We start from the raw sequence: 17523 nt of genomic DNA, 5'->3' as shown, positions 1-17523 counted from the left end.
CCGAGTTCCGTCGTAAGGTTCTGGACCTGCTCCAGGGTGGCCGGACCGTTCAGCAGTTGGCCGCGGACCTGCAGACCAGTGACCAGACGATCTACAACTGGCGCAAGCAGGACCGCATCGACGCAGGGCTCGACCCCGGCATTACGTCTTCAGATCAGGTCGAACTGGTCGCCGCCCGGCGACGGATCGCCGAGCTGGAGGCCGAACTGGCGCGGCACGGTTCACAGCGGAGAGCGGGGCCTCCTGGCTGGCCAGCAGAATCCGCAACGGCGTCGATGGGCTGCACTCGTAACCTTTGCGGGCGGTGTCGGCGGACACCTGGATCGGTTGCGCCATCTTTCTGTCTTCGCCTGGGCACTCAGCGCCGCCGCCTGGTTGGCGCCGGCCTCTTCCGCACACAACGCCGCGGCGATGCCGTGCGTGATCGCTGCGCTGTCGTTGTGGAGATCGCCGAGGAGGATGTGAGTGGGCCATGAGATCGGCCTGGATGCGAAACAGTTCGCGCGTCTGGTGAAGCGAGCGATCCTGATCTTCTCGTGGATCAGCGTCAGGCGCGTGGCCAGGGCGGTGAGGGCCTGATTGGTCTGCGTTTCCGGATACCAAGCTGACGGGTGACCATCCGCCTCATTTCCGAGCGCCGTCGAAGCGTCGCGCGCTTGCGGTCGAGGTGTAGCGGTTACCGAATGGGTAGGCCAGGGGGAAGCCGGATCTCAAGGGGCTTACGGCCCAGGTCAGAGACATCCTGGCCGCTCCATGGATGGACACGTCTCCGCAGATCGAAGGCACCGCACAGGATGTCGGCACTGAGGTCCTTCAAGGCCCGATTTGCGACGTCGTACCAAGGGGCTCTTGTGAAGACTGAGCACACTGCGAAACCGAAACTCGTCACCCAGCATGCCGACGCCATACCCGGTTACACCCATGGCGCGGCGGAGGCTGCCGCCTCCGCCGCTGACCATGCAGGACCTGGACCGGCTCAAGGAGGTGGTGGGGCTCACCGAGGAGGACCACATACTCGATGACGACCACCCTGTCCGGCCTCTGGGAGGGCTACTTCACCCTGGGGCAGGGGCTGCTCAAGATGGTCGGCGAGATCCACGGCGTTCAGGTCTCCGACGACGACGTGGAGGAGATCAGACAGGCCATGCTGACCATGCCCGCCCATCCCGACGTGGAGCCGGGTCTGACCAAGCTCAAGAACCCGGGCTTCCGCCTGGTCACGCTGACCAACTCCCCGGCCAACCCCGGCGGGCAGAGCCCGCTGGAGCACTCCGACCTAGCGCCGTTCTTCGAGCGGCAATTCACCGTCGAGACCGTTCGCGCTTACAAGCCCGCCCCGCAGGTCTATCACCTGGTCGCCCAGGAACTGGCGGTGCCGCCATCGACGTGTTTCATGGTCGCCTGCCATGTCTGGGACACCGTGGGCGCTCAAAGCGCCGGCTACACCGCGGGCCTGATCACCCGGCCGGGCAACGCACCTCTGCCTATCGCCTCGTTGCCCCAGCCCAACCTTGTCGCACCGGACCTACCCGGCCTGGCCGACCAGCTCATCCGGCGATGGCGCTCGTAGGCCACGCACGGATGCGCTGGGACCACGTGCCCGTCGCCGGCGGCGAGCCCGGGAGACGGCCTGTCAGCAGTTGCCCTGGCCTCGCATCGCAGAATTTAGTGATCACATAGGCCAGTGAGTCGCCCGAAACCCATTGCGAAGGGGGATCGCAGCATGGGACCACGAGACACCACAATCCAGAACCTGCAAACCGCGGGAGCCGCGACGCTCCGATTCGGACTGGTCCTCAACCTGCTCTTGATCGGACGGCTCAAATTCGAGGACTACGAGGTGGACAACATCCGCCCCATGATCGTATCCAGCCCACCATTCGCGCGCCTTGCCACCAGGTACGGCGAGCGGCGGCTGGCCCGGCTCATCGGCATCAGCGAAATCCTGTTCGGATCCCTGATCGCGGCTAGGCCGTTCGCCCCCAGAGCCTCCGCCTTCGGCAGTCTGGCCGCTGCGGGGATGTTCGCCGTCACGCTCAGCTTCCTGGCCACCACACCAGAGGCGTGGCAGGAAAAGCGCAGGGAACCGAAGCTGTCTCTTGTCGGCCAGTTCCTGGTCAAGGACATCGTGTTGCTGGGCGCCGCCGTGGTCACGGCAGCAGAGGCGTTGCGGGAGGGCTGGCGCTCGTAAGCCAACGTTCAGTCGTGAGGGTCATTCAACGCGGCCAGCAGGCCCTCGAGGTCTTCCGCGCATGGGCCGCATGCACGCAGGTGTGCCGCCACGCCCGGATATCGCGCCTCAGGATCAGCGCCGGCCTGCACCAGGTCGGCGTACACGTGCATGATTTCCATCGCCTCGCCGCATCCCACGTCCTCAGGATCGGTCTGCAGGAAACGTTCGAGTTGTGACCACTCGCTCATGAACGCCTCGCGTAGTGATTCAGATACCCCCGGGCGGCCAGAGAGGCGGCCAGTTTGCGCCGGGCGTCGAAGAGGGTCTTGTAGATGGCGTTGCGGTTGGAGTCCATCTCGGCCACCAGGGCGTCGAGAGGGATTCCGTTGAGCACGATCGCGATGAACACTCGCCGTTGGTGAGGGGTCAGGTCGTCGTCCACCGCACGGTGCAGGGCGACGATCAGATCGTGCCACTCCGCCTGGTGGGCCGGATCGAACCCCATCCGGTCAGGCAGCCGCTCCCAGTCTTCGGTGTCCAGCCGCACGTCCGGTTTACGCCAATAATGGCGGCCGATCTTGCCGGACACCTCGAAGATCACGAATTTGTACGCCCAGGTGGTGAAGCGGCTTTCCCCGCGGAACTGCTCAAGTTTGCCGGTCAGAGCCATCATGGCGTCGGCGGCGGCTTGATGGGCCAGGTCGTCGAGTTCAGGGCCGCTGATGCTCAGCCGGGGTGCCCGCCTGCTCACCTCGCCACGTGCGACGCGAAGCAACATCTCGTGCAACCGCAGGAGCGCGCGCTCGCGCCCCGCACCCCCGCCAGCGAGCGCCCTCACCCATTCGGCGGATTCAGGATCGAGTGTCGCCGTCGTGTCGCCGTGAGCGGCGGGTTCGACAGATCCCATTCCTAAAACCTATCAAGGGGCCAGTTGACCGCCCTGGGGCGGTGACGATCGCCGACCGGCGCGGACGAGCCCGCGCACGATCGACCGGGAGCTATGACGGGGTGGCCGTGGCGGACGCCCGACTCAGCAACGGGCGCCCACCACGGGGTTGGTGAGGCATTCTCGAGGGTCGTGGTCACGTTCCGCGAGTGTGCCTGATCACTGGAGCGACGCCGTTCAGAGTGCCACGATCCCCTCGCCGCCGATGGCTCCTGGCACGGTCACGGTGCCGACCCGGGTGAGGGAACCGCCGGAGTTCACGCGGAAGGCGTCGACGTTCCCGTCCTTGCCGGTCTGCACGTAGAGGTAGCGGCCGTTGGAGGAGGCGGCGGCGTCCACGGTGCCCGCGTCGGTCGCGGTGGTGCCGAGCGCCTTCACCGAACCCGTGCCGGTGTCCCGGTACCCGGAGAGGGTGCCGCTGCCCGCGTTGGAGACGTACAGCCACGGGCCGGTCTTCACGATCCAGCAGGTCGCCGCCTGACCGGTGAGGAGCTGCTGGATCCGGGTCGCGTTGCCCGTGCGGCCGATCGTGTAGGTCGCGACGGCATTGGGCCCCGCCTGGGCGACGACCATCCGGCCGCCGTCGTCGAAGGTGAAGGCGAACGGGGCGGTCCCGTTCTCGGTCGTGGTGACCGGCTTGGGGGAGGGGACGCCGAGGGGGTTCACGCCGAACACCTTGATGGCGTCGCCGTTGGCCTTGGTGACGACCACGACGCGGTCGCCGCCAGGAGTGAAACCGACCTGGCCGGGGGTTCCGGCGGCCGGATCGAGGCCGAGCCCGCGGTTCCAGGAGGGAACCCGCACCACACGGTCGCCGACGCGCCGGTAGCCCTGGATCGATCCGCCGCCCAGGGCGTTCAGCACGTAGACGAGGTCTCCGTGCACGGCGACGCTGACGGGGAACCTTCCGCCCGAGGACACGACCTGGGTGCGGGTGAGCCGGTCGCCGTGGACGGCGAAGACGGTGATGGTGTCGCTGCCCGCGTTGACCGCGTACAGCAGGCCGTGACGCCGGTCGTAGGTCAAGGAGCCCTGGGAGGCAAGGTGGTCGACGACGGTGCCGTCGAGTACGCCGCCGAGGCCGCCGGTCGCGAAGGCTCCCGCGCGGGTGAGAGAGCCGTCAGATCTGCGGTCGTACGCGACGACCGTGTTGCCCTGCGGGTTGTCGGTCTGCACGAACACCGGGTGGGCGGACTCGTTGCCGGACCGGGCCGATGCGAAGGCCGGAGAGGTGATCGCGGCGGCCGCGGTGACGGCGACGCCGGCCAGGCTGAGGACACGGACGGTGGTCTTCATGGTCTCCTCATTCAAGGAAGGGTAAAGACGAACGGTCCGTTAGCGGCCCCGTGGCCCGAGAGGCTTACCGGCGAGGCGCCGAATCAACGACGTGTTCTCCGGTTCGTAAGATTTGCCCGCCGGTGCTCGCGGCGCGACGCCCTGCGCACCCGCACGGCATAGGACAGCGCCGAACCCGCGAACAACACGCCGGTCACCAGCAGCCAGTGGCCCAGGTAGGGAGAGGTGTCGAGCCCTACCGCCTTCCGGTATTCGTGCTGGGAGCCACGCAGGATCAACGGGAACCAGACGAGCAACAGCAGCCCCGACAACCCCAGAGGCACACGCACGTAATTGGTCCACCGCGGCCATCCGGCGCCGCCCGCCGGCAAGCGGCGGGAGACCGAGCGCGTGGCCACGTCGGCGACGGCGTAGAGCGGGAGCAGCACGAGGTCATGGAAGATCGCGGCACCGACGAACCAGATGAGGAAACCGACCCAGACGCCTGCGACCACGACCCGGCTCGCCGCGTATCCGGCCAGCGCGAAGCAGGCGATCAGCGCGAGCAGGTGCAACGGGTCGGCGCCGTAGTGCGCGGCCGCCCACCGGTGGAGATCACGCCACATCCGTCCTCCCCTCACGCCGTCACCGGGCCGAACTCGAGCATGCGGACCCACTTGGTGTTGTGGACGCCGGGCGCGTTCGGGACGATGATCCGCGCCGGGTATCCGTGGTCGAGGGACAGGTCGGCCCCGCCCACACGGAGAGCCAGCAGCGAGCGGGGATCGGCAACCTGCCTCGCGCTGAGCGTGACCCGGCTGAACACCCCGCCCCTCTGCAATGATCGGACGACGACCTGTGTGTCACCGGGAGCCGCCCCGGCCATTCGGGCCAGGTCGGCCAGGCGCACACCGGTCCATTCCCGCTGGGTGGACCAGCCCTCGACGCACGCGATGGGCAGGGCGTAGGTGTACAGCGGCATCGCCAGCAGGTCGGCTCGCGACAGCCGTACCGGGTGCGGGCCCATGACCTCCAAACGCCAGGCGTCGCCGGTCTGCGCCGTGACGATGCCGACGGAGGCCGCGGTCTTGTTGACCTGGAAGTCGTTCGGGCCTGTGCCGTAGACCCGGCCGTGGGGAGCCAGCAGGGCGGTGCGGCGGAGCCATCCGTCGATGCTCTGCCCGACCGACAGCGCGAAGACCGTGAGCGCTCCGCCGCCGGCGAAGGCGAGCAGGCCGCGCCGCGAGATGGTCGGCGGCGCGGGGGCGGGACTGACCAGCCCGCTCGTGTCGGGCGGCTCGGGCCGCGTGTCCGCAAGGTTGGTGCGCAGGTCGCGCAGGCCGCGCGTGCGTAGCGTGCTCACGACGCGGGGCATCTTGAGGGCGACGTGGACGGCCAGTGCCCCGAGGAAGATCCATGCGCCGTAGAGATGGGCCGGATAGAACGAGAAGGGAAAGACGTAGAACAGCTGGATGTTGAGGATGCCGGTGACGAACTCGAACACCGCGCCCCCGACGAGCAGCAGCAGGCTGGCGCGCTCCAGCGCCTGGGCGGCGGACCGCACGGGCGGCCAGGCGAAGAGCTTGGGGATGACCGACCACAACTTCGCCAGCAGCACCGGAAAGAGCGTCAGCCCCAGGACGACGTGAGTGCCCTGGGTCAGCCGATAGAGCCATGGCGGGTTCGTGGGCCAGTCGAACAGGTAGAAGCCCAGCAGCCCCTTGCCTGGAGTCAGGTCGTTGAGCGGCAACCAGGGGTTGTATGCGGCGTACGACAGTAGCCCGGTGATCGCCACAATGGGCACGCCTACCAGCAAGATCAGCCCGAGCACTGACGTGAGCCAGGGACCGCGGATCGGGCTGCGCCAGAACTCCGGCCGGAAAGGACCGGGCGGTGGGTCTTCCGGCAGGGTCGGAATGCGCGGACGCCACGACCGGGATCGCCGTCCCTCAGTGGGTGCGTTCTCGCGTGTCATCTTTCAACTCCTGACCCAATATGTCATTGGAAGCGTAAGTAATGCTCATAAATGCTTTTAAGGTAATTAATGTGCATTTCTGCGAAGCCTAGGGCGGCGCCGTGAATCTGGGAACGCATGTCACCGGCTCGTAAGGAAGTCATTCCCTGCGCCGTCCTACGGTCGGGACCATGGACATCGATGTGGTGCTGCCTTGCCTCGACGAAGAGGCCGCCCTGCCGTGGGTGCTGGAGCGCATGCCAGACGGGTTTCACCCGATCGTCGTCGACAACGGCTCGACGGACCGGACCCCCGAGGTCGCGGCCTCGTTCGGGGCCCGTGTCGTGCATGAACCGCGGCGCGGGTTCGGCGCCGCCTGCCACGCAGGGCTGACGGCCGCGAGCTCCGACCTCGTGTGCTTCATGGACGGCGACGCCTCGCTGGATCCCCGGCAGCTGCCCCGGGTCGCCGACCCCGTCATGGCCGGTGAGGCCGACCTTGTGCTGGGCCGCCGCGTGGCCCGGTCCCACTCGGCCTGGCCCCTGCACGCCCGGCTCGGCAACGCGGTGCTGGCCGGGCGCCTGCGCCGCCGTACGGGAGCGCCGTTGCGGGACCTCGGACCAATGCGGGCGGCCCGCCGCCTCGACCTGCTCGCGCTGCACCTCGCCGACCGCCGGTTCGGCTATCCGCTGGAAATGGTCCTGCGCGCCGCCGCCTCCGGATGGCGCATCGCCGAGACCGACGTGGACTACCTACCGCGCACGGGGCGATCGAAGGTAACCGGGACGGTGCGCGGCACCATACGGGCCGCCGGGGACATGCGCCGGGTCATGGCGGAACAGAACCGGATGGCGGCCGACCGCTCGTGACCCCAGCCGCCGCGGGGTCGCGTGCCCGCGGCGGCGGAGACGAGTCGGGCAGCGTCAGTGCTCGCGTACGTAGCGGATGAGGCCGATGACGTCTTCGGGCACGAGTCGGCCGATGGCACCGCTCGAATACACGCTGACGATCACCTTGCCGTCGGGGTCGAGCACGAACCCCGTCGACTGGAGGAATTCCGGATCGGGGTTGACGAAGGCCCCCACGGCCTCCGCCACCTTCCGGGCGTCGGCGCCGTACCCGACGGGGAACGTGAGGTGGTGCTTGTCGATGGTCGCCTGCGTGGTGGCCTCGTCGTCGACGGAGAAGGCCACCACACGCGCCCCGACCTCGGTGAGCGCGTCCAGGTTGCGCTGGAACGCCCGCAGCTGGCCGTTGCAGTAGGGGCACCACGAACCCCGGTAGACCAGAACTACGCCGAAGTCGCCGGACAGGGCATCGGGCACGGTGATCTCGCCGCCTCCGGGCAGGGAGACGGTCAGCGCCGGGAAACGGTCGCCGGGGTTCAGGACGGTCATCAGGACTCCTCATGGTCATGCCACACGCGATCGAGACACCCGCATGGCAAGGAAACGGGCTACGAGGGGCTCCAGCTCTGGCTGCAGCTCCTACATGCTTGGCGACCGCTGAGCCTGGGTTCTTACCTTGATCACGCCAAGGGACGGCTGCGAAGGTCTTACGTGACGCGAACACCGCGTCCGGACGCGCCGTCACAGGCGGATGACGGATCTACGGTGGGCGAGTGAAGGTCCTGCTCACCGGCTCGGCCGGATTCATCGGAAGCCACGTGTCCGAGACGCTCGCCGCGGCCGGTCACGAAGTCATCGGGTTCGACGCGCGGGCGGGTGACGATGTGCGTGATCAGTCGGCGCTCGACCGGGTGCTGCCAGGAACGGAGGCGGTGGTCCACCAGGCGGCCAAGGTCGGGCTGGGGGTCGACGTGGCCGATCTGCCGGACTACAGCTCGATCAACGTGTACGGCACGGCCGTGCTCCTCGCCGCGATGGCCAGGCACGGTGTCGGCCGTCTCGTGCTGGCCTCCTCGATGGTGGTGTACGGCGAAGGCGCCTACTCCTGCCCTGAACATGGGGCCGTCCGCCCCGGGCCCCGCCTCGAAGCCGACCTGGTGCGAGGGCTCTTCGAGCCGCGCTGCCCGCTGTGCGGGTCACCGCTCGCGCCCGAGACCATCGGTGAGGACGCGCCCACGGATCCGCGCAACGCCTATGCCACGACCAAGCTGGCGCAGGAGCACCTGTCCGCCAACTGGGCGAGGGAGACCGGCGGGACCGCCGTCGCCCTGCGCTACCACAACGTCTACGGCCCGCGGATGCCCAAGGACACGCCGTACGCCGGGGTAGCGGCCATCTTCCGGTCGGCCCTGGAGGCGGGGCGCGCTCCTCGCGTCTTCGAAGACGGCGGGCAGCGGCGCGACTTCGTGCACGTCCGCGACGTCGCCGTGGCCAACCTCGCCGCCCTCGAGGCGACCGGCGGGCGGGCGGGAACCCTGACCGCCTACAACATCGCCAGCGGCCGCCCCCACACCGTTGGGGAGATGGCCGCCGAGCTGGCGGGACAGCGGGGCGGCCCCGCTCCGGTCGTCACCGGTGAGTACCGCCTCGGCGACGTACGGCACATCGTCGCCTCACCGGCCAGAGCGGCCGCGGAGCTCGGATTCCGGGCGGCGATCACGTTCGCCGACGGGATGAAGGAGTTCGCCACCGCCCCGTTGGGGTGACCCGGCCGACGGGCGTGATCACCAGGGGGAGGCGACCAGGCCCTGCAGGAGCAGGCCGGTGACCACCTGCGCCGCCAGCCACCGCCGGTCCCCTGCATGACCGCCTGCACGGCCGCCCGCGAAGCCGCCCGCGACGGACACCCACACCGCGAACGGCACCCAGATCCGCTCGACCTCGCCCCTGGTGACGCCGCTGACGTCCAGCGCGGCCACCGCCACCAGGGTCGCGGCCACGACGGTCCGGACCCGCGCAGGAATCGGCCCCACCAGACCCGCCGTCGCGGCGGGACCCGTCACCAGTGCGAGCACGGCGATGTTCGCGAACAGGAAATACAGGTACGGCCGGGCGGCACCGGGGTCCGCGGCCCACTGGGCATGCGTGGCGAGCACGCCGTCCGGCCAGAAGAACCCGCCCGCGGCGAACGCGGCGGTCACGGACCCTGCCCCCGCGAGGATCGCCGCTACGGTGAGCCGCGAAGGCCGGACCATTACGGCCACCACGACCGGGATGAGCAGATAGGGCACCAGCCCATAGCTCAGGTATGGCAGTGAACCGAGCAGAACGCCGGCTCCCGCCCCGCTCAGGAGACGGCTCCAGCGCTTTCGCCCGAGCACGAGCAGGGCCACCCCCCAGGCCCCGACTCCGGCGAAGAAGGCATCCATGCTGGTGGCGATCCAGACGGACGCGGGCGTGAGAGCCAGATAGGGGAGTGCTCGGCGGGCCGCGTCCTCCCCGCCCAGCCGGCGAACGGTCAGCGTTATCGCCACCGCCGCCGAACAGCCGACCAGCACGACCAGCAGGGCGGCCCACAGCGGTCCGGGCAGCCCGAGCGCCTGCAACGCCCACACCACCAGGACGGGCAGCGGAGGATGCCCGCGCACGTGCGTCGGATATCCCGGCAGATGCTCGGTGAAACCGGCCAGCCACCCCGAAGGGTCGTCGCCGACGGCCGGCAGCACGGCCAGGTACTCCTCCTTGTGGGTGAACGGCGCGGCCAGCCCGTCGCCCGAGACGGCGAGCAGCACCGTCCAGGCGAGAGCCGTGCCGTACCCGAGGGCGATGGCCCTGCCGAAACGCAGCCTCGCGAGCGCACCGGGCAGCATCCATGCAGCGGCCAGGCCGAACACGGCAGCAGGGAGCAGACGGAAAGTCGGCACCCGGAAGTGCGCGTGCAACGGGGGAAGGTGATCGATCCGGAGGATGCCCAGGTGGTGGAGCAGACCACCTACTGCGAAGGACAAGGCGATGAGCACCGCCCATCCGATGAGTGCCCGCCGCACGCGTTCGCGGCGCGAGGAGTCACCGGCCCCCTGGCCCCCGGGCCCTCCCGGAGCGTCCCCAACTGCCCAATCTCGGGTGATCACCCCCCCACAGTAGGCTTGAACTGCGGGTATGCCCGGTTCACATCAGCACTTCGTAAGGTTTTCGCGGCGGCCGCGCCCCTAATGTCGGAGCCATGAAGATCGTGGCTGCGACAGGTCCCCGGGCCGCCGGGCCGACCGGAACAGGCGGGGCCGGCATGATCGACGCACAGATCGTGGTCATCGCGAAGGAGCCGGTGGCGGGCCGGGCCAAGACGCGTCTGACACCGCCGTACAGCCCCGCGCAGGCGGCGCAGTTGGCGGCCTCGGCGCTGGAGGACACGCTTCGCGCCGTCGCCCAGGTCCCGGTGCGGCATCGGGTGCTCGCCCTCGACGGGCTGCCCGGCTCATGGCTGCCGCCAGGCTTCGTAGTGATCTCCCAGCGCCACGGTGGGCTGGACGAGCGGATCGCCGGGGCGATGGCCGACGCCCACCGGCTCCACCCCGTCCCCGTGATGCTCATCGGCATGGACACGCCACAGGTGACTCCCGAACTGCTGACATCGTCGATGGAGACCCTCGCCGAGCACGATGCGGTCTACGGCCCGGCGGCCGACGGCGGCTTCTGGCTGTACGGCCGGCGCGTCCCCGATCCGGCCACCATGCTCGGCGTGCCCATGTCCCGTCCCGACACCGGAACCGTGCTCCTGCATCGGCTCAGGCGAGAGTGCCGGAGCGTCGGTCTCGCGCCCGAACTCGTGGATGTGGACACCGCCGCGGACGCCGCGCTCGTGGCCGCCGAAGCACCATGGTCCAGGTTCGCCGCCATGCTTGAGGCCATGGCCCTGCCGGCCACGGCGGGCGCCGAGCGATGATCGGCGAGCTCTACACCGAATCACTCGCCGGCGCAGCCGTCGAGATCGAGCACGTCGACGGCACTCGTGCGCCGCTGGAGGCCACCCGGTGGCGGGAACCGATCGCCGGTGACGAGGAACTCCTCACCCGATGCGCCGGGCCGACGCTGGATGTCGGCTCGGGCCCAGGACGGCTCACCGTTGCGCTCACCCGCAGGGGCGTGCCTGCGCTGGGAATCGACATCACCCCCCACGCCGTGCACCTGACCCGGAGAGCAGGTGCGCAGGCGCTGGTCCGCGACGTTTTCGGCCACGTACCGGGAAGCGGAAGGTGGGCGACCGTCCTCCTGGCAGACGGCAATATCGGCATCGGCGGCGACCCTCTGACCCTGCTCAAGCGGGTGCGGGAACTGCTGCGCCCGGGAGGCTGGGTCCTTGCCGACGTCGCTCCGCCCGGCACGGCCAGCAAGGTCGACCGAGTACGGCTGCGCCACGGCGACGAACTGGGCGAATGGTTCGGCTGGGCCACAGTGTCGGCGGCCGACATCGCCAGGCTGGGGGTGTCGGCCGGCTTCACGTGTGTGGACCACTGGACGCGGTCGGGACGGTGGTTCGCGCGACTGCGATGACCCGTGGGCTGGCGCGCCCCGGACCCTGCCACAGGAGGCTGTCTCAGCCGTGGTCCACGTGGGGGTTCTCCTGTTCGTAGAGGCGCCGGTAAACGGCATTCCTGCGGCGCAGCAGCAGAGCGGCCAGTACAGCCGAGATCAAAGAGGCGATGAGGACGGCAGCTTTGACGTGGTCGCCGGTTTCTCCGTCGGCAAAGGCGAGTTCGCCGATGAGGAGCGCGACGGTGAAGCCGATGCCGGCCAGGGTGGCAACGCCGAAGACGTCGCCCCACGCGAGATCAGGATTCAAGTGCGCGCGGGTGAAGCGGGCGGTCAAATAGGCGCCCAGGAAGATTCCGACGGTCTTCCCGATCACCAGGCCGAGGACCACGCCGAGCGGTTCGGGTTGGGTGAACACCTTGCTCAGGGCGTCGCCGGAGATGCCGACCCCGGCGGCGAACAGAGCGAACATCGGCACGGCGATGCCGGCGGATATCGGGCGCAGCACATCCTCGGTGCGTTCGCCGGGCGAGTGGGTTTCGTCATCGTCGCGAGTGGTGCGCAGGAGCAGGCCCATGGCGACGCCGGCGACGGTGGCGTGGACGCCTCCGATCGCGGTCAGCGCCCAGATCACCAGGCCCAGCGGCAGGTACCACCACCAGCCCCGCACCCGAGCGCGCTGGAGGACATAGAAGAGGACGAGCCCGGAGAGGGCTCCGCCCAATGCCCACAGGTTCAGGGCGGAGGTGAAGAAGATCGCGATGATCAGGATCGCGCCGAGATCGTCGACGACCGCCAGGGTGAGCAGGAAGGCCCGCAGAGCGGTCGGCAGGTGAGTGGAGATCACGGCCAGGACCGCGAGGGCGAAGGCGATGTCGGTGGCCATCGGCACGGCCCAGCCATCCAGCTCGCCTCCGCCGAGCTGGGCGGTGAGGAGATACAGGGCGGCCGGGACGGCCATCCCGCACACGGCCGCCACAACCGGCAGGACGGCCGTGGCCGGTCGGCGCAACTCCCCGACGAGCAGCTCGCGCTTCAGCTCGATCCCCGCCACGAGGAAGAACACAGTGAGCAACCCGTCTGCGGTCCAGTGGCCGATCGACCAGTCCAGGCCGAGGGCGGGAACGCCGAAGTGGAAGTCGCGTATCGCTTCGTAGGCCCCGCGCAGTGGGCTGTTCGCCCACACGAGTGCCACCACCGCGGCGATGAGGAGGATGAGGCCGCCCACTGTCTCGGTGCGCAGGGCGTCGGCGACGGCTCGCCGCTCGGGCAGCGGCAGCAGGCCAAGGAAGACGGAGCCGGGACGCGAAACAACCATGAAGGAATCTCCGAGATCGACGAACGGGCACGTAGCCCCTGACACGCCGACCAGGCTTCCCGGCACACCTCGCGTCACTTTGACGCTTTATTGACACCCTAATCGAGGGCCGCTCTGGGCGCGCATGTCGCCGGGGAGGGTGTGAACCGGCTGTGGCCTGCTGCGGTGCATCGGACCGGGTAGCGCAGCCGAGCGACATGCACCACGGGTCTTGATACGTTGGCTACGGCGTGCCGGGGGTCCTGTCGAGGTCGATCATCTGGAGGCGCGGATGCGATCGTTTTCCAGGCACCATCATTCGTGATCATGAGCGGCTCGCCGACCGATCATTGGCCACTCCGGATCGCCCTGTGCCTGATGGTGACGATCGGTGGCATCGTGGGCCAGTTCGTCCATCTGGACCTGGTCGCGCGGGTGGAGCGAGAGAGTGCGGAGCGTCTCCTCACACAGGTCACGTTGATCGAGGAATTGCCGTCGGAGGTCCGTGGTTCGCGAGAACGGGTTTTCCACGCACGGTGGATCATGAGGGACGGCACCGAACGTCGGGGTCCTGTTTCGGCGCCTGATGACGCGACACCCGGTTCCACGGTTGACGTGTGGGTGCATCGGGAGAGCGGTGCGATCGTCGCGGCACCCATGACCCGGCATGAGGCGCTTACCCGAGCAGGTGTTGCCGTACTGCTGACCCTGGTCGGCTGTGGATCCGTCATCGTCGTGGCGCGACGCCTATGGGTGCTCTGGGCTAGCCGCCACCATGTGCGGACGTTGGAATCCGACTGGCGGCGTGTCGAATCCGACTGGAGGCGGCGCTACCGCTCAGATTGAAGAGCCTCGAGCGTGCCCTTGAGTGCCTGGGCGGCGGCTTCGCTCATCAGAGGAGATAGCGAAGCCAGAGATATGGGGTCACCAGTGCGATCGTGACGGGAGTGACGATCAGCCCGTACTTGGTGAACTCCCAGAAGCTGATCGGCTGGCGGTTGCGCGCGGCGATGCCGAGAATGACGACGTTCGCGGCGGCGCCGATGGCGGTGGCGTTGCCGCCCAGGTCGGCGCCGTAGGCCAGTGCCCACCACAGGACTTGGGCGTGCTCGTTGCCGCCATGGGCCTGAACCAGGTCGGCGGTGATCGGGCTCATCGTCGCCACGTATGGAATGTTGTCCACGATGGCCGACAGCCCGGCTGAGGCCCACAGCAGCGCCATGGTGGCGAGGCCGAGCTCTCCTCGGGTGGCGTCGACGGCCATTTGGGAGACCTGGCCGATGACGCCGGTCTCGACCAATGCGCCGACCATGATGAACAGGCCGGCGAAGAACACGAGGGTCGGCCATTCGACCTCGGCGATCGCCTGCTCGGTGGTCACCTTCGTGAGCGCGACGAGGATGCCTGCTCCCAGGATCGCCACGACGGAGGGCTCGTAGTGCAGCACGGGATGCAGGACGAAGGCAGCCAGGACCAGCCCCAGTACGGCCAGGCTCTGCCAGAGCAACCGCCGGTCGGCGATGGCTTCCCTTTCGTTGAGCTGCATGATCTCCGCCGCACGTTTCGGGTCGTAGTGGAACGACTTGCGGAACATGATCCGGCAGAGGCCGAGGAAGACCACGAGTATGAGGACGATCATCGGCGCCATGTGGACGAGGAAGTCGTTGAACGTCAGTCCGCCCCGGCTGGCGATGATGATGTTCGGCGGATCGCCGACGAGGGTCGCCGCACCGCCGATGTTGGACGCCATGGCCTCCGCGATCACGTACGGCGCCACGGGGAGCGCCAGACGGGAGCACACGAGGAATGTGACAGGGGCGATGAGCAGGACCGTTGTGACGTTGTCCAGCAGCGCAGACGCGCCGGCGGTGATGACGATCAATAGGACCATCAGCCGATACGGTTTCCCCCGCGCCCGTTTGGCCGCCCAGATCGCCAGATATTCGAACACGCCGGTCTGCTTCAGCACCCCGACGATGATCATCATGCCGAGGAGCAGGAAGACGACGTTCCAGTCGATGCCGGTGTGGTCGGAGAAGAACGCGGCCTTGCTGTCGGTGGCCTGGATCAGCAGCATGATCGCCGCTCCGCCGAGCGCAGCCGCGACGCGGTGGATCCGCTCTGAGGCGATCAGAGCGTAGGCACCGAGGAAGACGACCAGGGAGAGCCAGGCCAGAGCGGTCACGGGCCGGTGACCCGGTCCATCAGCACTGCGAGGGTGACGGCCCCGAGGAAGCGTCCGTCGTCGACGACGGCGACCAGCGGACTACGGGTGCGGGCCATCAGTGCCGCCACTTCCAGAATCGTCGCGTCGGGATCGGTCACCGGTAGTTCTCGTGGACTCGGTGGCAGCGCCTCTCGGACGGTGCGGTCGCCCAGTTCGTCGAGGAATCGATCAGCGTGCGCCTCGTCAACGACTCGTGCCAGTGCGGGGTCGTCCTGGCAGTATCCGGGGACCGCCAGGCGTAGCACCTGCGTGCCCGGGAGAACGCTGCACGGCAGGCCGTCGCCGTTCAACACGATCAGGCCGGCCAGGTCCCGCTCCGCCATGAGGCGCGCTGCCTCACGCACAGGCGTGTCCAAGGTAACGGTGGGGAACTCGGTGAGGATGTCGCGAGCGCGCATGACCCGGCCCTTCATGATCGACGACAGACTTGCCGACCAGACTTCCCGGCGCACCGCTGCTCACTTTACAACGATCTGTTTCGGTTCTGATCGGATGCTAGGTGGCGAGGAAGTCGCGGATCTTGTCAGTGATCGAGGGGTAGTCGTCTGAGAACCAGATGAAATGGCTCAAGGCCTGGCTCTCGACGAGTTCGGCGCCTGTGAGGTTGTCGCGCAGGGATTCGGCGTGAGCAAAGGGGCACTGCTCCGTCGTTGCGACTTGCGATGACCAAGGCAGGCTGGGTGACGTGCGAGGACAGGTCCGGTGTGTCAAGCAGGTCGTTGAGAAAGCCCCGCCCGGAACGCATATGAGAGAACAGCGCGATCAACGCCGTACGGTCTGCTGTGTGTAGGGCGGCCAGGACCTGACTGACCGGTCTCGTCGACAAATCGCGCAGCAACAACCGGAGGCCGGTCGACGGAGTGGCGCGCATAAGCGTCCGTACCAGGCCCCAGGTCATTCTTTCGGTGGCAGCGGTGAAGATCACGCCGGCGCCAATGCGTGTACGGCGGTCGGGCCAAGGAAGAAAACTCACAGCGCTTTCCAGAATGAGCCGACGCACCAGTTCGGGATGCCGAGCGGCCATGGTGACGGCACTGCGTCCCCCCGCCGAGATGCCCACCACCGCGGCGACCTGGTCAATGCCCAGGTGCCGGCATAACTCGTGAGTGAGGTCGGCGAACGAGCTCATGGATGTGGCCGTGCGCAGCGGTGTTCGGCCGTACCCCGGGCGCGACGGCACCAGCACGCTGTATCCGAGATCGGCGAAGACGTCCTCACCGATCGCCAGTCCGGCGCGCATGTGCCCACCGTGGAAAACGACGACCGCCGGGCCGTCCCGCCGCTCCAGCCGATACTCCACCGGCCCCGCTGTCAGTTCGGCGAGCGCCGTCGGCCGGTTCACGGCCACCACCGATGATGATCCTGGCATCTCGTCCGCTCCGTCGAAGGAGTACACGGCTGATCGCATTCTCGATGGCTCTGAGCATTCACGCCACGGCCAGTCGCCTGAGTACGCGGTGTCGCCCGCCATGGATGCGTTGAAGAGATGTTCTACGCCGGAAGATCACATGGTCGTCAGATGGGGGGTTCGGGCGACGCCGAGCACGTGGTTCACCCCGTGGAAGGAGAGCTGGGACACATGGTCGACGACGAAGCCGGCACTTTCGATGGCGGTCAGTGTGTCACGGCCCGGGTGGCAGCCGCCGCGCATCTGTGACCAAAGGGGCGCCACGAGGCGTTCGGCCGCTGCGGCGAGCACGTTGGTCGACCGCACATGCTCGTAGAAGCGTAGTTCGCCGCCCGGCTTGAGGACCCGCCTGAGCTCCGCCAGGGATTTCTCGAGGTCAGGTGAGGTGCACAGGACCAGCGAGCAAACGACCGCGTCATACGCGCCGTTCGGCGAGGGGATGCGGGTGAGGTCGCCCGCGACCGTGCGTACGGGGACCGGCCCCTTCTTGCAGGCCATCAGGACTGTTTGGAGAAGGAACGGATCGGTCTCCGCGACGGCGATCTCGTGGACTGAGTCCGGGTAACAGGTGAACTTGACGCCGTCGCCTGCCCCCACCTCCAGCACTGACCCGCTAAGACGATCTGTCAGCCGCCGGCGCACTTCCGTGGGGCGGACAGACGACCCACGGGCCATGCAGACGGGACGCGGGTGATGGAACTGTTCCATGCCGCGACCGCACCACTGTCGGGCATCACCGGCCTGCTGCACCGAAATCTGCGTCATGAGGCAAATATGAGCCGGTCGCTCATCGATCGCCGGTTCCTTGATGTGATCCTGACGGCAGTACCCGGTATCAGTACGGGCCATTGATACGGGAGGCCGC

The 17523-nt window shown here is 68.2% G+C and carries 20 protein-coding genes and 1 pseudogene; 9 read left to right on the top strand and 12 right to left on the bottom strand.

Annotated features, from left to right (window positions below; all coding sequences use genetic code 11):
* Positions 1-8 precede the first annotated feature (8 nt).
* From Pka01_RS36605 to Pka01_RS36595, 3 genes and pseudogenes are all read left to right on the top strand, one after another.
* Positions 9-476: pseudogene (locus tag Pka01_RS36605) on the top strand (transposase); the annotation flags it as partial.
* Positions 477-1018: 542 nt separating this feature from the next.
* The gene (locus Pka01_RS36600; protein ID WP_203887578.1) at positions 1019-1570 is read left to right on the top strand and encodes an HAD family hydrolase; all 552 of its coding nucleotides are present in this window, start codon (positions 1019-1021) and stop codon (positions 1568-1570) included.
* Positions 1571-1723: 153 nt separating this feature from the next.
* A complete protein-coding gene (locus tag Pka01_RS36595) occupies positions 1724-2191 on the top strand; it encodes a YkgB family protein (RefSeq protein ID WP_203887577.1) in 468 nt (155 codons plus the stop codon).
* Positions 2192-2199: 8 nt separating this feature from the next.
* On the opposite strand, the gene Pka01_RS36590 is transcribed toward Pka01_RS36595, so the two are convergent.
* The 5 genes from Pka01_RS36590 to Pka01_RS36570 form a co-directional block, all read right to left on the bottom strand.
* Entirely contained in the window at positions 2200-2421 is a 222-nt protein-coding gene (locus Pka01_RS36590) for a hypothetical protein (protein ID WP_203887576.1), read from the bottom strand.
* Positions 2418-3080 carry a sigma-70 family RNA polymerase sigma factor gene (locus Pka01_RS36585; RefSeq protein ID WP_203887575.1) on the bottom strand — a complete coding sequence of 221 codons (663 nt, stop codon included), beginning with the start codon at positions 3078-3080 and terminating at the stop codon, positions 2418-2420. The genes Pka01_RS36590 and Pka01_RS36585 overlap by 4 nt, the downstream gene beginning before the upstream one ends.
* Positions 3081-3296: 216 nt before the next feature.
* Complete coding sequence (locus tag Pka01_RS36580; RefSeq protein ID WP_203887574.1) at positions 3297-4415, bottom strand: lactonase family protein; 1119 nt, start codon at positions 4413-4415, stop codon at positions 3297-3299.
* Between the two features lie 83 nt (positions 4416-4498).
* The gene (locus Pka01_RS36575) at positions 4499-5020 is read right to left on the bottom strand and encodes a hypothetical protein (RefSeq protein ID WP_203887573.1); all 522 of its coding nucleotides are present in this window, start codon (positions 5018-5020) and stop codon (positions 4499-4501) included.
* An 11-nt stretch (positions 5021-5031) separates the two neighbouring features.
* Complete coding sequence (locus Pka01_RS36570) at positions 5032-6369, bottom strand: molybdopterin-dependent oxidoreductase (protein ID WP_203887572.1); 1338 nt, start codon at positions 6367-6369, stop codon at positions 5032-5034.
* Positions 6370-6539: 170 nt separating this feature from the next.
* On the opposite strand from Pka01_RS36570, the gene Pka01_RS36565 reads away from it, so the two are divergent.
* The gene (locus Pka01_RS36565) at positions 6540-7217 is read left to right on the top strand and encodes a glycosyltransferase family 2 protein (protein WP_203887571.1); all 678 of its coding nucleotides are present in this window, start codon (positions 6540-6542) and stop codon (positions 7215-7217) included.
* 54 nt (positions 7218-7271) lie between these two features.
* Here the strand turns inward: Pka01_RS36565 and Pka01_RS36560 are convergent, their stop codons facing one another.
* Positions 7272-7745, bottom strand: a complete 474-nt coding sequence (locus Pka01_RS36560; RefSeq protein WP_203887570.1) for a peroxiredoxin family protein — start codon at positions 7743-7745, stop codon at positions 7272-7274.
* Positions 7746-7969: 224 nt separating this feature from the next.
* On the opposite strand from Pka01_RS36560, the gene Pka01_RS36555 reads away from it, so the two are divergent.
* The gene (locus Pka01_RS36555) at positions 7970-8962 is read left to right on the top strand and encodes an NAD-dependent epimerase/dehydratase family protein (protein ID WP_203887569.1); all 993 of its coding nucleotides are present in this window, start codon (positions 7970-7972) and stop codon (positions 8960-8962) included.
* 18 nt (positions 8963-8980) lie between these two features.
* Here Pka01_RS36555 and Pka01_RS36550 read toward each other — a convergent pair whose 3' ends face one another.
* Positions 8981-10327, bottom strand: coding sequence for a hypothetical protein (locus Pka01_RS36550; RefSeq protein ID WP_203887568.1), 1347 nt, complete (start codon positions 10325-10327; stop codon positions 8981-8983).
* Positions 10328-10419: 92 nt separating this feature from the next.
* Here Pka01_RS36550 and Pka01_RS36545 point away from each other — a divergent pair, with 92 nt between their 5' ends.
* Together Pka01_RS36545 and Pka01_RS36540 are read left to right on the top strand one after the other, a co-directional pair.
* Positions 10420-11139 (top strand): TIGR04282 family arsenosugar biosynthesis glycosyltransferase, encoded by a 720-nt coding sequence (locus Pka01_RS36545; protein ID WP_239115990.1) that lies wholly within the window; start codon positions 10420-10422, stop codon positions 11137-11139.
* Positions 11136-11747: a class I SAM-dependent methyltransferase gene (locus Pka01_RS36540; protein ID WP_203887567.1), complete on the top strand. Its 612-nt coding sequence runs from the start codon at positions 11136-11138 to the stop codon at positions 11745-11747. Before Pka01_RS36545 ends, Pka01_RS36540 begins: the two co-directional genes overlap by 4 nt.
* A gap of 43 nt (positions 11748-11790) precedes the next feature.
* Here the strand turns inward: Pka01_RS36540 and nhaA are convergent, their stop codons facing one another.
* Positions 11791-13044 (bottom strand): Na+/H+ antiporter NhaA, encoded by a 1254-nt coding sequence (nhaA, locus tag Pka01_RS36535; protein WP_203887566.1) that lies wholly within the window; start codon positions 13042-13044, stop codon positions 11791-11793.
* A 306-nt stretch (positions 13045-13350) separates the two neighbouring features.
* On the opposite strand from nhaA, the gene Pka01_RS36530 reads away from it, so the two are divergent.
* On the top strand, positions 13351-13869 hold the full coding sequence (locus tag Pka01_RS36530; protein ID WP_203887565.1) for an Rv1733c family protein: 519 nt from the start codon (positions 13351-13353) through the stop codon (positions 13867-13869).
* Positions 13870-13915: 46 nt separating this feature from the next.
* On the opposite strand, the gene Pka01_RS36525 is transcribed toward Pka01_RS36530, so the two are convergent.
* The 4 genes from Pka01_RS36525 to Pka01_RS36510 form a co-directional block, all read right to left on the bottom strand.
* Positions 13916-15208 carry an ArsB/NhaD family transporter gene (locus tag Pka01_RS36525; RefSeq protein WP_203887564.1) on the bottom strand — a complete coding sequence of 431 codons (1293 nt, stop codon included), beginning with the start codon at positions 15206-15208 and terminating at the stop codon, positions 13916-13918.
* Entirely contained in the window at positions 15205-15702 is a 498-nt protein-coding gene (locus Pka01_RS36520) for a CBS domain-containing protein (RefSeq protein WP_239115988.1), read from the bottom strand. The genes Pka01_RS36525 and Pka01_RS36520 overlap by 4 nt, the downstream gene beginning before the upstream one ends.
* A gap of 71 nt (positions 15703-15773) precedes the next feature.
* On the bottom strand, positions 15774-16646 hold the full coding sequence (locus tag Pka01_RS36515; RefSeq protein WP_203887563.1) for an alpha/beta hydrolase: 873 nt from the start codon (positions 16644-16646) through the stop codon (positions 15774-15776).
* A gap of 108 nt (positions 16647-16754) precedes the next feature.
* Complete coding sequence (locus Pka01_RS36510) at positions 16755-17333, bottom strand: class I SAM-dependent methyltransferase (RefSeq protein ID WP_275414537.1); 579 nt, start codon at positions 17331-17333, stop codon at positions 16755-16757.
* 18 nt (positions 17334-17351) lie between these two features.
* On the opposite strand from Pka01_RS36510, the gene Pka01_RS36505 reads away from it, so the two are divergent.
* The gene (locus tag Pka01_RS36505) at positions 17352-17510 is read left to right on the top strand and encodes a hypothetical protein (RefSeq protein ID WP_203887561.1); all 159 of its coding nucleotides are present in this window, start codon (positions 17352-17354) and stop codon (positions 17508-17510) included.
* The last annotated feature ends 13 nt before the right edge of the window (positions 17511-17523 follow it).

Origin of the sequence: Planotetraspora kaengkrachanensis (genome assembly GCF_016862895.1) — a bacterium.
Classification (GTDB): Bacteria; Actinomycetota; Actinomycetes; order Streptosporangiales; family Streptosporangiaceae; genus Planotetraspora; species Planotetraspora kaengkrachanensis.
This window is presented reverse-complemented; position numbering and strand designations above follow the sequence as displayed.